The organism is Echinimonas agarilytica (genome assembly GCF_023703465.1).
Classification (GTDB): domain Bacteria; phylum Pseudomonadota; class Gammaproteobacteria; order Enterobacterales; family Neiellaceae; genus Echinimonas; species Echinimonas agarilytica.
On the sequence record NZ_JAMQGP010000002.1, the window covers coordinates 668691 to 683313 of the forward strand.

The window sequence follows — 14623 nt, forward strand, 5'->3', positions numbered from 1 at the left end:
AGCATGAGACATATAAAAACAGGTCTATTGGCTGGCCTCGTTGCAGCCAGCATGATGCCAGCAATGGCAGCGACCACACTGATTAAAAATGCCACTATTTATACGCAAACAGCGCAAGGTGTTTTGCAGCAAAGTAGTGTGCTGTTTGAAAATGGAACAATTGTTCAAGTGGGTGATTACGATGGCAGTGCGGATACAGTGATTGATGCTAAGGGCGCAATTGTTACGCCGGGCCTAATCGGCACGATGAATCAACTGGGCCTGATTGAAGTGGATGCAGTGTCGAGCTCTGCCGATGTGGGAACCGACAAAGCCAACGCAGCGTTTGACCCTAGCTTAGCGTTTAATCCTAAGTCGAGTTTGATTCCATTGGCTCGCAAAGGCGGCATTACGCGCAATGTAGTGGCGCCAACTTACAGTCATAGTGTGATTGCAGGTCAGCTCAAAGCGGTGAATTTAAGTGGCGAACTTGAAGGCAGCGTTCACTCTGAGCCCGTTGCTGTGGTGAGCTATTTAGGGGCATCAAGTGAAGACTCCAGAGCTGTCGCACTCGCGAAATTAAGACATCAGCTGGAAGATTTACAGCAATACCTCACCAAGAAAAAGACGGATGAAGATGCAAAATCTGATTTGTCTGAACGTGAACGCGTTGTGATGGAGCGAGTCGCCATGGGAGAATTGCCGCTGGTGATCTACGTTGACCGAGCAGCCGATATTCTACAGGTAATTGAGCTCAAAACAGAATTGGGTGTTGAGCTTGTGATTAATAGCGGCATGGAATCGTGGGTGGTTGCCGAACAACTAGCGGCAGCGAATGTACCTGTGATTTTGAATGCATTGGCAGCTCTGCCTTCAAATTTTGATTCATTGAATGCAAGCTTACACAATGCACAAAGGCTTGAACAAGCAGGTGTTGATGTGATCATTGCGGAGTCCGGAGATCGAAACCACCGGCTGTATCAATTGCGTTTTCAAGCCGGTCATGCGGTTGCCAATGGCTTGACCTTCGAACAGGCACTATCGGCAGTCACAAGCACACCAGCAGAGGTGTTTGGTTTGACAGATGTGGGTCAAATTGCACCAGGAAAGCGCGCTGATTTAGTACTTTGGAGTCATGATCCGCTGGATCTGCAAGGCGCGGTTGAAAAGCTTTGGATCGATGGCAAAGACGCGAGTACTCAAAGCCGACAAGATGCATTGCGGGACCGGTACATGATGAAGTCTGATATGCCCAAGGCGTATCTTAAATAGTCAAATCAAACGGTTGGCTGCTTAACGTCAACAACGAAAAAGGAGGCCACTAAGGCCTAATGCCAGTCAGTTAAGCTGACTGGCATTTTTCTTAAAGCCTCCTTTTTATGGCTTCGGCAGGTGCTTTACCAACCGCACTGACGATCTTCATTCTGTTCATCTAACCATTCTTGCAGCGGTGCAAAATAGTCCAGAATCGCAGTCGCATCCATTTCTCGTGAACCCGTCATGACTTCAAGCGTTTCTTGCCAAGGACGGCTTGCTCCCATTTCCAATCCTTCAGCCATGACTTTACCCGCTTCGTCACTGCCGTAAATGGAACAGCGATGAATGGAGCCCATATCGCCCGCTTTTTCACAAAGAGCACGGTGGAACTGGAACTGTAAAATATGAGCTAGGAAATAACGTGTATAAGGCGTATTGCCTGGTACGTGGTATTTCGCCCCCGGATCGAAATTGGCTTCAGTACGTGCAACTGGAGCTTTCACACCTTGATACTTTTCACGCAGTTCCCACCATGCTTGGTTGTATTCTTCAGGTTTGATTTGGCCTGAGAATACTTGCCAACGCCATTGGTCAACGAGTAAGCCAAATGGAATAAACGCGACTTTATCTAATGCCATTTTCATCAGCAGGCCGATGTCGGCTGATTCATCAGGAATAGTGTCGATGATGCCCATTTTCTTCAGGTACTTAGGCGTAACCGATAACGCAATGGTATCGCCGATGGCCTCATGGAAACCATCATTAGCACTGCCTTGAAACATGGGGGGTTGATCCATATATGCACGTTGGTAGATGTTGTGGCCCAGCTCATGGTGAATGACAGCAAACTCTTCACCTGTACGCTGAATACACATCTTAATACGTATGTCTTCTTTGTTGTCCAAGTCCCAAGCGGATGCATGGCAAACCACATCACGATCAGCTGGCTGGGTAAATAAGCTACGTTGCCAGAAAGTGTCAGGTAATTGTGCGAAACCCAATGAAGTAAAGAAGCCTTCAGCAGCTTTAACCATCGAAATTTCGTCGTAGTTGTGCACCGCGAGTTGTTCGGTTAAATCGTATCCCGGATCGGCACTTTCTGGTCCCACGATATCATAAATGTTGCCCCATGTTTGAGCCCACATGTTGCCTGTTAAATGGGCTGGGATCGCGCCATTTTGTGGCACCACATTTTCACCGTATTGTTCACCAAGCTTTGCCCGAACATGACAATGTAGCGAGTCATACAAAGGTTTGACTTGGCCCCAAAGGCGGTCGAGTTCCAACGCAAATGCATCGGGTTCCATGTCGTAATTTGAACGCCACATTTGACCCAAATCTTTAAAGCCTAAACCTTGTGCGCCTTCATTGGTTAATTCAACTTGGCGTTGATAAAGGCTTTTCATCGGCGGAGAAACTTCACGCCAGCCTTTCCATAGCTCCAATAATTCAGCTTCATCGCGCGATTTAGCCATGATTTGTCCCATTTCTGGGAGCGATAAAACTTGGCCACTGTTAGTGGTGTATTTACCTTTGCCGTACATGCCGCCTAAATCGGCTACAATTTTTGCCAATTCAGCATTTTTGGCTGTATCTAGTGGCGCTGGTAGTACAATTGCGAGCTTCAATTTGTCGAGCTTGCGACGAACTTCGTCCGATAGTTCCAAATCATCGAATTTTGCCGCGTCATGGGCCAGTGCAACGGTAATTGCAGAGAATTCTTCACCAGCATCTGCCGACAACGCGGCGGTGTCTTCTGTAATGAAGTTTTGATAGATCCATTCTGCACGCGCCACTTTGACACTGAGTTCTGCAATTTGAGCTTCTGCGTCTTTTACAAACTGTTCGGCATCTGCGCGTGTCACAGTGCTTTGCACCGGTGTATTAGATTCTGTACTTGGAGCTTCCCCGCATGCGGCAAGCCCTAACATAATCGCAACAGCAAGGACTGCGGGTGTTTTACGGGTTGATACTGTCATTTGAGTTCCTGAATAATTTTATAGTTATGTAACAATCTGTCGCATGTCATCCTAATCAAAGGTGAGAAAGTTGAAAAGGCTGGAGGGGCATCTGGATCAAATTGGTTTGGATTAAGCTGTAAACAGACAAAAAAAACCCAGCGTGAATGACAGATCAGGTCGCTGGGTGTAGGGGTATTTCCAGGGGAGAAAATTAGCAAATGTTTGCCCTATGCATACTCCGACTTCGGGCTTTTAAATTAGTTCGATGATGAACTCAAGAATTTGACGAGTAGTCATTGAATTGTGTTTCCGATCACAATATTTCACATTTTAAGATCATTGCCAATCTGCCTAAATAGCCTGAATGATGCTTTTTTAAAGGCTTTGCACTCATAAATTTAATTGTGATAAGTAGGCTATTTGTTCGGTCTATTGTTGACACGTTTACCAAATAAACATAAATTTGAAACACCTGTTTGAATTCTGGTGGCAGTATGGCGAGTAAACAAAACACAAAAGAAAAAATTCTTGATGCCGCAGAGACTCTTTTTGCGGAAAGAGGGTTTTCTGATACATCACTTCGTTTGATTACAGCTGAGGCCGATGTAAACCTCGCTTCAGTGAATTATCACTTTGGTTCAAAAAAGGCGTTAATCAAAGCAGTACTTTCACGCTATCTCGAATACTTCATGCCATCGTTGAATGCAGAACTCGATCGAATACTGAATGCCAATGCTCAGCCCACATTGAATCAAGTGTTTGAAAGCTTTGTGGAGCCACTGGTTCAACTGAACAACTTTAGAGGCAATGGCACTAATACGTTTATGCAGCTGCTAGGCCGTGGCTACAGCGACAGCCAAGGTCACCTTCGTTGGTTTATGACCACACAATACGGTGATGTGCTGTCAAAAATATCCAAAGCCGTGCAACGAGCGAACCCAGAGCTGTCTCCGAGCGAGTTTTTCTGGCGTATGCATTTCACGTTGGGAACGGTGGTGTTCACCATGGCATCGAATGAAGCGCTGCGTGATATTGCTAGGGTAGATTTTAAACAAGAAGTAGATGTGGAAGCGCTTGTGCGTCGTCTCATTCCGTTTTTAGCTGCGGGCGTGGGAGCGCCTGTTGCGCCATAACAACAATTATATATCGACAGACTAAAAGATTAAGGTACTGAATTATGAGCATTTTGCTGTTGTTGGTGGTCGCAGTTGCGGTCATATTAGGTGTGCCAGATATTCGTCGGAATTTGGTAACGAAGCCAATATTTTCTGTTTTTAAAAAGATTCTTCCACCCTTGTCAGACACCGAACGCGAAGCTATGGAAGCGGGCGACATTTGGTGGGACGGCGACTTATTTGGTGGCAAGCCTAACTGGAATAAACTGCACTCCATTCCAAAACCCGAGTTGAGCGCTGATGAGCAAGCGTTCATGGACAACCAAGTGAATGAGCTTTGTGCCATGTTGGACGATTATAAAATCGTTCAAGAAGACAAAGACATGCCACCAGAAGTGTGGCAGTACCTAGGTAAACAAGGTTTTTTCTCGTTAATTATTCCGAAAGAGTATGGTGGGCGCGGTTTTTCGGCAATCGCCAATTCAACCATCGTCTCGAAGATTGCCAGCCGTTCATTGAGCGCTGCTGTGACCGTGATGGTTCCGAACTCTTTGGGGCCTGGTGAATTGTTGATGCACTATGGTACTCAAGAACAAAAAGACCGTTGGTTACCCGGTTTAGCCGTAGGAGATGAGATTCCTTGCTTTGCTTTAACTGGACCTGAAGCAGGTTCCGATGCCGGAGCTATTCCAGATGTGGGTGTGGTGTGCAAAGGCATGCACGAAGGTAAAGAAGTGGTTGGTATACGCTTAAACTTCTCCAAGCGTTACATCACATTAGCGCCTGTCGCAACGGTATTGGGCTTGGCATTTAAACTGAATGATCCAGATGGCCTGATGGGCGAACAGCCCGATTTAGGCATTACCTGTGCACTTATTCCAGCTGATCACGAAGGGATTTTAATTGGTCGTCGCCACAACCCATTAAACTTGGCGTTTATGAACGGTACCGTGTACGGAAATGATGCCTTTATTCCATTGGATTGGATTATCGGTGGGCCAGATTATGCCGGTCGAGGCTGGCGTATGCTGGTTGAATGTTTATCTGCAGGGCGCGGTATTTCATTGCCTGCACTGAGTACCGCATCAGGGCATTTGTCTGCACGTATGACGGGTGCATACAGTTATGTTAGGCGCCAGTTTGGTATGCCGATTGGTAAGTTTGAAGGCGTACAAGAAGCGATGGCTAGAATTGGTGGTTACACCTACATTCTTGAGGCTTGCCGAAAGATGACTGCCGGTTCGCTGGACCTAGGACAAAGTCCTTCGGTGGTCACCGCCATTGCAAAATTCCATATGACGGAATTGGGTCGTCAAATCAACACCGATGCGATGGATATTCATGCCGGTCGCGGCATTCAACTAGGCCCTAAAAATTACTTAGGTCACGGTTACATGGGCATTCCTATCTCAATTACGGTGGAAGGGGCAAATATTTTGACCCGCAACCTGATGATCTTTGGGCAAGGCGCAACGCGCTGCCATCCTTATGTGCTCAAAGAAATGGAAGCCGCAGCAAACCCTAATCCAGATGAAGGTTTGAAGGATTTCGATGGCTTGCTGGTCAAGCATATTGGATTCGGTATTAGTAACTTCTTTGGTTCTCTGTTTATGGGACTGACGGGGGCAAAATTGAATACGGCACCGGTGTCAGGTGAAACGGCTACATACTACAAGCAGTTGACTCGAATGAGCCGAGCACTTGCATTGTGCAGTGACTTTTCAATGTTGGTATTGGGGGGCGACCTGAAACGAAAAGAAATGATTTCAGCCCGTCTTGGCGATGTTTTGAGTCACTTGTACATGGCATCTGCAGTGCTGAAGCATTACGAAGATGATGGGCGTCAGCAGGGTGATTTACCGATGGTGCATTATGCAATGCATTGGCATTTGTCAGAAATAGGCAAGGCGCTGACAGGGTTCTTTGCAAACTTCCCAAATCGCCTCGTTGCAGGTGTTTTGAAATTCTGCGTTTTCCCGGTTGGCAATCGTTACCAATCGGCCCCTGATGCTGTTTCGCAAGCCGTAGCCAATACCTTGTTAGCGCCGAGCGTGGTTCGAGATCGTTTAACTCACCTATGTTTCATTGGTGATGCTGAAGGTGACCCAACCGGTGATATGGAACGTGCGTTTATGGCGATGTACGATTGCCGTCATCTTGAAAAGAAACTCAAGCAAGCGCAGCGTGCCGGTGATTTACCATCCAAAATCCCAATGTTGGAACTGTATGAAATTGCAGCTCAGAAAAACATTGTGACAATGCAAGAACATGAACAATTGAAAGCGATGGACGCATTGCGATTCGACGCCATTAACGTGGATGAGTTCGATACTGAACGCAGTTTGGCAAAGCAAAACAAGGCTGCGCCAAACGCAGCGTAACGCAAGCATTACGGTTTATGACAAACACCGGCGATTGCCGGTGTTTTTTTATGCCTGCATTTCAATTGATATGGTGCAAAACCGTGTACACTTCGCTAGCTAATTATGTCGAGTAGATCACACTATGCACACAGTTTCAGGGCGCTCATTTTTCGGTTTTAGTTTGGCCATGCTGACAATGGTGCTGTGGGGACTTTTACCCATAGCATTGAAAGATGTGCTCGCCGTGATGGATCCTCTCACCATTACTTTCTATCGTTTTTCCAGTGCGGGCGTCATATTAGCTATTTGGTTAGCGGCTCGAAAAGGCTTACCCAATGTTCGGCAGTTTCGAAAGCCTGTTTCTGCGGTTCTTTTAATCGCTGCGTTAGCGTTGTCGATTAACTACGGAACATATTTGATAGGTCTGGACTACCTTGAACCAAAGTCAGCTCAGATCATTATCCAGTTGGCACCCTTCTTATTGTTGATTGGCAGTGTTATTTGGTTCAAAGAGCCTTTTTCAAAGCTTCAAAGTTTTGGCGTGGTTGCCTTGTTGGTTGGGCTATTGATGTTCTTTAACCAACGAGTAGGGGAGCTTCTGGGATCTTTTGGTACATATACTCAAGGTGTCCTTTGGATCGTTTTTGCAGCGGTCATGTGGGCTATTTACGCGTTGTTACAAAAACAGCTGCTGCGCCATTTTACGTCAGTGCAATTGATGATGATGATCAATTTGTTTGGCGGCGTTTGTTTCTTCATGTTGGCAACGCCGGACCAGGTATTGGAGCTTAATCAGTGGCAACTGCTGATGCTACTATTTTGCTGTTTGAATACAGTGATTGCATATGGAGCTTTTGCTGAAGCGTTGGCTCATTGGGAAGCATCTAAAGTGAGTGCGGTACTTGCGGCCACTCCCTTAGTCAGCATTGGCGTGATCGACTTACTTGCCTGGCAATGGCCTGAATATTACCAATCATTGCATTTGAATATACTCGCGCTGATTGGTGCTGTTATGGTGATTATTGGGTCAGCGGTTGCTGCTTTGGGCAAACCCAAAAATAAAACTTAGTTTGAAAACTCGACCCGATTACGCCCATTTTCTTTGGCTTTATACAGAGCTTGATCGGCGCGCTTCATCACCTCTTCATAGGTCTCTCCGGCGACTCTGTCCGCAACCCCTAAACTAATCGTCACGTGTGTGGTCTTTGCTTTTTTGGGCGTTTGGCCTCTTTGTTTTTTACCTTGCTTATCATCCTCTGGACGAGAGTTTTTGTTGCGCACGGACAATGGGTAATTTGCGATTACCTCTCGTAATGCCTCTAAATGTGGCCGACATTCTTCGGCTGATTTACCTCTGAATACCACCGCAAACTCTTCACCACCGTAGCGATAAGATTTGCCGCCGCCTGTCACGTCACCCAGTTTTGCTGCGACCAGTTTCAACACATCATCGCCAATGTCGTGCCCATAGGTATCATTAAATTTCTTGAAATGATCGACATCGGTCATTGCCATGCAGTAGTGGCGACTCGCATGTTTTAAATCACTCACCAGCGCTCTGCGGCCCGGAAGCTTGGTCAATTCATCATGAAAAGCCATTTGATAACTGGCGGAGACCAGCCCACCAAGCAAGATCAATTCAATGCCCAAAAAGGACAAAGAGGAAATGTTCGACTGTTCAAAGTTTGCCAACATCCAGCTATTGATCACCATAATGGTAAAAATATCGATGTCAAAACGCAGTCTTCTTTTCCAAACCTTGGAGCCCAAAGCTGCTAAACAGAGCACAGCAACCCCTTGCAAGATAAGCGGTTGCCACACATTTCCATAGGGTTGAACTTGTAACCAACTTTGTAGCCAGCCATCAAAGTTTTGCTCATGGGCATACAACAAGTAGCATACTAGTAACTCTGCAACCCCAATGGTAATTGCCATAAAGCCCATGGGAGAGAGTGCTGGTTGATCGTGGCAGTAGCTAATCACAAGCCAGTTCACAGGCAGAAGCAATGCGAGCAATACAAACACTTTTTGAGTGTTCACAAGTTCCATAGGTTGCTGCAAATAATGCTGGACCAGCCAATAACTGACGATACACAGTAATGCTGATATCGCGATTCGCCCTTGCCGAAATGGATGTGAAAGAGCTATGAGGAGGCCCGCTAAAACAAATGGGCTGTAGTGGAGCAAAATTAGATAATCGCTTGACCAATTCGGCGCTTGAGGGGTCACCCAAACTAATGATGCAAGTATGGCCAGAGGCCAAAAATATAGAGAAATTGAAGGCATAGAATGACTAGTACTGCGTAACATGCATATTCAACAACGATGATAGGTCATCTTCGCATAGGTCGAGGTGTATAAAAAGGCTTTGCTAAATAGCACGTACAAAAAAGGCGCCAAAGGGCGCCTTTTTCAACACAGTAAGGGTTCTTAGTTAACGCGTAAGATCTTACAGTTGTTTGTGCTACCTGCCTGACCCATGATGTCGCCCTTCGTCATGATGACGAGGTCGCCTGGCTCAAGTAGTTCACGGCCTTTAAGCAAAGCGAATACTGCGTGCGCAAGGCTTTCTGGTGTTTCTTGACGGCTATCGAAGAAAATTGGCTCAACACCACGGTATAAAGCCAACTTGTTCAATGCTGATGCATGACGGCTCAACCCGATGATTGGCAAACCAGAAGTGATACGTGAAGTCATTAACGCAGTACGACCAGATTCAGTCAAACATACGATTGCTTTTACGCCTTCTAAGTGGTTTGCAGCATACATCGCAGACATCGCAATCGCTTCTTCAATCGTTGTGAACGACTGATTCATGCGGTGACGAGAAATGTTTACACGTGGGTGCTTTTCAGCGCCGATTGCAACATTTGCCATGGCTTGAACAGTTTCTTCAGGGAAGTCACCCGCTGCTGTTTCAGCAGAAAGCATTACCGCATCAGTACCATCCAAGACGGCGTTTGCAACATCCATTACTTCTGCGCGTGTTGGCATTGGAGCAGTAATCATAGACTCCATCATTTGAGTCGCAGTAATTACAGCGCGGTTCAATGCACGTGAACGAGAAATTAATTTCTTCTGAACGCCAACCAATTCTGGGTCGCCGATTTCAACGCCAAGGTCACCACGAGCAACCATTACGATGTCAGAATTAAGGATGATGTCATCCATTGCAGCTTCAGTTGCTACTGTTTCAGCGCGTTCAACCTTGGCACAAATGAGAGGCTCAAAACCTGCTTCTTTTGCTAATTGACGTGCGTATTGAAGATCTTCGCCACTGCGTGGGAAAGAAACCGCTAAGTAGTCAACGCCAATATCAGCTGCAGTTTTGATGTCTGCTTTGTCTTTAGGAGTCAATGCAGCAGCAGAAAGTCCACCACCTTGCTTGTTGATTCCTTTGTTGTTTGAAAGCGGTCCACCAACGGTAACAACTGTTTCTACTTTTGTTCCGTGTGTGTCAATGACTTTCATTTGTACGCGGCCATCATCGAGTAACAATACGTCACCGTGATGCACGTCATTTGGCAATTCTTTGTAATCTAGGCCAACAGCTTTATCTGTACCTTCGCCTTTTTCCATCGCTGCATCTAAAGTAAATTTGTCACCCACTTTGAGGTGAACTTTACCTTCTTTAAATGTAGATACGCGGATTTTTGGACCTTGAAGATCGCCTAAAATCGCAATGTGAACGCCTAAACGTTCTGCGATTTCACGCACGTCTTGAGCGCGTTTTTTGTGGTCTTCAGGTGAACCGTGTGAGAAGTTCATGCGAACGACGTTCGCGCCGGCACGGATAATTTTTTCAAGATTATTGTCACGATCCGTCGCTGGTCCTAGCGTCGTAACGATCTTGGTTCTTCTAAGCATTGCAAGCTCCGCAAATTTGGTGTGTGATTTTGAAGCGAACCGGATATTAGCATAAGCCGATTACGGTTTTGTAAAAAAACAACCAGAATATTGATTTCCGGCAATTTTCTACCAAGCACATGAAATTTTTTTACAGCACTATAAAATGTGCCTTAAGTTTAGACTGTGATTTTAAAATAGAAAAAGTCCCAAATGTCTTTTTCTATTTAATAACGCTATTGTGAAATTTAGTCGTTGGGTTGAACTAAATCTTTGTCGTATCTAGATTCCTTCAAGGAGTCTTTCACTCTACGTAGGTTTTCTAGAAATTTATTGCCGCGTCTCAGGGTAAAACCGGTCGCTAACACATCAACTAAAACCAGTTGCGCGATTCTCGAAGCCATAGGCATATAGATGTCGGTATCCTCCGGAACTTCCATTGAAAGTACCAAATGACATGCCTTTGCGAGCGGAGAGTCCGCACCGGTAACCCCAATCACGGTGGCATCATTCTCACGTGCTAAGCGTGCAACTTCAACCAATGGCTTGGTACGACCAGTATGAGAAAACAATACAACAACGTTTCCAACTTGGGAATTGATGGCGCTCATTCGCATCATTACAACGTCGTCGTAGCAGATCACGGGAACGTTAAAACGAAAGAACTTATTCTGCGCATCCCTTGCTACAGCTGAGCTGGCACCTAAGCCGAAAAAGGATATTTGATTGGCCTGGGTAAGAATGTCGACCGAACGATTGACCAGTTGCACATCTACTGATTGCCGCGCTGTGTCTAAACAGGCCATCGTTGATTCAAAGATTTTTGAGGTGTAAGCATCTGGACCATCATGTTCTTCTACATGTCGGCTCACATATGGGGTACCATTAGCCAGACTTTGAGCGAGGTGAAGCTTAAAATCGGGAAACCCTTTGGTGTCCAAGCGGCGGCAAAAGCGGTTAACTGTAGGCTCACTGACATCCGCCATTTTAGCGAGTGTTGCAATACTAGAGTGAATTGCCGTCTGAGGAGCAGCCATAATGACTTCGGCAACTTTACGTTCCGATTTGCTAAAACTGTTCAGATGTTTCGATATTTTATCGAGCGTATTCATTACTTGAGCTCTTTGTCCGTCCCCAAATGCAATGGTGCGTTGTTGGGGTAGTTGTTGGTCTTACGGTATGTTCGTTTCCAGTAATTACGCATCAATGGTGGCATCGATTGGTCAATTCTGACTCGATCTTCCTCACAATCCGTAATTTATTTACGTAATCGTTTCGTATTTGACGAAATATTACAAGATATTAGCTGATTGAACTGATTAATTACCGTATTTCGATCAATTTGTTGTAATCTTTTGCTTCTTTTTTGGGCCTGAAGCTCGATCGATAATAAATGAACAATAAAAAGATGTTGCCGAGTTTCTTTATTGCCCTTATTCAAAAATGATTGGAGATGTTATGTCACACGGTGAACATGCAGCGCACTGTGATTTCGTATTAATTGGTGCGCAGGGTGATTTAGCCCGTCGTAAATTGTTACCTTCATTATACGAGCTAGATAAAGCTGGCTTGCTACATGAAGATACTCGTATTGTTGGTGCCGCTCGCCGAGATTATTCTCACGAAGAGTACCGTCAAGTAGTACTTGAGAATACCAACACGTTTAAGAAAGAAGACTTGTGTGAGGAAACTTGGGCCCGCTTTGTGAAGCGCTTGTATTTCTTTCGCCTCGATGTTGCCGAGCAAGCAAGTTACGATGCAATTCGTGAATTTTTGGGTGAAGCAGTGCTCCCAAGCGTGTTCTATTTTGCTATGCCTCCTGCAACCTACGGAACTATCTGCCAAGGTCTTAATACAGCTGGGCTGGTAGATGACAAGTGCCGCGTTGTTTTAGAAAAACCCATTGGTAAAGACCTTGAGTCATCTAAAGTGATTAATGATCAGGTTGCTGAGTTCTTCAAAGAGAGCCAGATCTACCGTATTGACCACTACTTGGGTAAAGAAACGGTTATGAACATGTTCGCATTGCGTTTTGCCAATGCCTTGTTCACCAATAACTGGGACCACAACACCATCGATCATGTACAAATCACTGTGGGCGAAGAAGTTGGTATTGAAGGGCGCTGGGGTTACTTCGACCAAGCCGGCCAAATGCGCGATATGGTTCAAAACCACTTATTGCAATTACTGACCATTATGGCGATGGAACCACCTGCCGATTTGAGTGCAGATAGCGTTCGTACAGAAAAACTAAAAGTACTCAAAGCTCTGCGCCCAATTTCGCACACTAACATCGATGCTAAAACTGTTCGTGGGCAATATGCAGCAGGCTTCTTAAAAGGGCAGTCTGTTCCGGGTTATCTCGAAGAAGATGGTGCTAATGAACGCAGTGAAACTGAAACATTCGTTGCCATTCGCGTTGATATTGATAACTGGCGTTGGGCAGGCGTACCTTTTTACTTGCGTACGGGCAAACGCATGCCACAAAAACTGAGTGAAATTGTTGTTTACTTCAAGCAGCAACCGCACAACGTATTTGAGCATTCATATCGGAACCTTCCAGCTAACAAGTTGATCATTCGTTTGCAGCCAAATGAAGGTGTTGAACTTCAGGTACTCAATAAAGTACCGGGCTTGGATGAGCCAATGAAACTCCAAGAGACCAAGCTTGACTTGAGTTTCTCTGAAACATTTGCCTCTGAGCGTATTGCTGATGCTTATGAGCGTTTGCTTTATGAAGCAATGGTTGGCAATCAAACATTGTTTGTAAGTCGCAATGAAGTTGAAGAAGCCTGGATTTGGGCTGACTCTATTATCGAGGCGTGGCAGCACTGTGGTGTGCGTGCAAAACCATACCAAGCAGGCACATGGGGTCCTGTATCATCGGTTGCTTTGCTGGCTAAAGATGATCGTAACTGGCACGAATAAATAGCCCGTTACACCACGTTAGATAAAAAAGGCACAAAGATTTCTTTGTGCCTTTTTGTTTTTAGTCAAAACTTAAAAGGAATATGGTTCGGATAGGCCATTTACATGGATTTTCAGTTTGTACTCTAAATTGAAGATGTTGTAATGTTCGTCCGATCTTAATTTTAACTGATAAATAATCCCAGTACGCAATAGGAGTGCTTTAATGTCCCAACCATATGGCCTAATTGCAGATGTGGGCGGAACCAATATCCGCTTAGCATTAGTTGATGAAAAAGGCGTTGAGTACACGCAGCTTAAAAAGTACTTGTGTGCTCAGTATCCGAGCATTACCGCTGTGATTAAACAATACCTTGCTGATGTAAACGCTGAAGTTGCACATGCTTGTATTGCTATCGCCTGCCCAACGGATAGCGATTGGATAGACATGACCAACAATAGTTGGGCATTTTCTCGCCGTGAGGTTGAAGAGGAATTAGGTCTTGACGCGCTTTATCTGATTAACGATTACACCGCTATTTCAATGTCGTTACCATTCTTGACAGACGAGCAGCTTATTCAAGTGGGCGCTGGAGATATTGAGCCGGGCGCACCTAAAGCTGTTTTAGGTCCTGGCACTGGGTTAGGCGTCGCACATTTGACGAAAGTCGATGGCTATTGGCATTCACTTCCTGGTGAAGGTGGGCATGTTGATTTTGCCCCTATTGATGAAATTGATCTGTATATCTGGAAGTACTTGCACAAACGCTACAACCATATCTCATACGAGCAAGTATTGTCAGGACTCGGTATTATTCAAATTTATGAAGCGATTACTGAGATGGAAGGGCTTACGCTGACTGAGAAAACAGCGGCTGAAATTACTCAGCAAGGTATTTCAGGTGAATGCGAAATCAGTAAAAAAGCGGTTGAGCAATTTTGTAAAATTTTAGGTAGTCATGCCGGTAATTTGGCCATGAATTTGGGCGCATTCGGTGGCGTATACGTTGCCGGTGGTATTGTCCCAAGGTTTCCTGAGTTTGTGAAAAATAGTGATTTTCGTGAGCGATTTGAAGCCAAAGGACGTTTTAGAGATTACGTGCGTAGAGTACCGAGCTTCTTGATTATCGAAGAACAACCGGGACTTATTGGAGCTGCGGCATTTTTAATGCAGCAATAAACTGCACAACGCCAC

10 protein-coding genes are annotated in these 14623 nt (G+C 45.4%); 6 read left to right on the forward strand and 4 right to left on the reverse strand.

Going from position 1 to position 14623, the window contains the following annotated elements; all coding sequences use genetic code 11:
• The first annotated feature begins 3 nt into the window (after positions 1 to 3).
• A complete protein-coding gene (locus NAF29_RS07185; protein ID WP_251260823.1) occupies positions 4 to 1251 on the forward strand; it encodes an amidohydrolase family protein in 1248 nt (415 codons plus the stop codon).
• A gap of 125 nt (positions 1252 to 1376) precedes the next feature.
• Here the strand turns inward: NAF29_RS07185 and NAF29_RS07190 are convergent, their stop codons facing one another.
• A complete protein-coding gene (locus NAF29_RS07190) occupies positions 1377 to 3215 on the reverse strand; it encodes a M2 family metallopeptidase (RefSeq protein WP_251260825.1) in 1839 nt (612 codons plus the stop codon).
• Between the two features lie 476 nt (positions 3216 to 3691).
• On the opposite strand from NAF29_RS07190, the gene psrA reads away from it, so the two are divergent.
• From psrA to NAF29_RS07205, 3 genes are all read left to right on the forward strand, one after another.
• Positions 3692 to 4330: a TetR family transcriptional repressor PsrA gene (gene psrA / locus NAF29_RS07195; RefSeq protein ID WP_251260827.1), complete on the forward strand. Its 639-nt coding sequence runs from the start codon at positions 3692 to 3694 to the stop codon at positions 4328 to 4330.
• Between the two features lie 44 nt (positions 4331 to 4374).
• Positions 4375 to 6693, forward strand: a complete 2319-nt coding sequence (locus tag NAF29_RS07200; protein ID WP_285817621.1) for an acyl-CoA dehydrogenase — start codon at positions 4375 to 4377, stop codon at positions 6691 to 6693.
• Positions 6694 to 6817: 124 nt separating this feature from the next.
• Entirely contained in the window at positions 6818 to 7744 is a 927-nt protein-coding gene (locus tag NAF29_RS07205) for a DMT family transporter (RefSeq protein ID WP_251260828.1), read from the forward strand.
• Here NAF29_RS07205 and NAF29_RS18395 read toward each other — a convergent pair.
• From NAF29_RS18395 to NAF29_RS07220, 3 genes are all read right to left on the reverse strand, one after another.
• Entirely contained in the window at positions 7741 to 8715 is a 975-nt protein-coding gene (locus tag NAF29_RS18395) for a GGDEF domain-containing protein (protein ID WP_251260830.1), read from the reverse strand. The two genes, NAF29_RS07205 and NAF29_RS18395, sit on opposite strands and share 4 nt — an antisense overlap.
• 390 nt (positions 8716 to 9105) lie before the next feature.
• Positions 9106 to 10542 (reverse strand): pyruvate kinase, encoded by a 1437-nt coding sequence (gene pyk, locus NAF29_RS07215; protein ID WP_251260831.1) that lies wholly within the window; start codon positions 10540 to 10542, stop codon positions 9106 to 9108.
• 227 nt (positions 10543 to 10769) lie between these two features.
• Positions 10770 to 11633 carry a MurR/RpiR family transcriptional regulator gene (locus tag NAF29_RS07220; RefSeq protein WP_251260832.1) on the reverse strand — a complete coding sequence of 288 codons (864 nt, stop codon included), beginning with the start codon at positions 11631 to 11633 and terminating at the stop codon, positions 10770 to 10772.
• Between the two features lie 346 nt (positions 11634 to 11979).
• Between NAF29_RS07220 and zwf the strand changes: the two genes are divergently transcribed.
• Entirely contained in the window at positions 11980 to 13449 is a 1470-nt protein-coding gene (gene zwf, locus NAF29_RS07225; RefSeq protein ID WP_251260834.1) for a glucose-6-phosphate dehydrogenase, read from the forward strand.
• Positions 13450 to 13654: 205 nt separating this feature from the next.
• A complete protein-coding gene (locus tag NAF29_RS07230; protein WP_251260836.1) occupies positions 13655 to 14608 on the forward strand; it encodes a glucokinase in 954 nt (317 codons plus the stop codon).
• Positions 14609 to 14623: the final 15 nt, after the last annotated feature.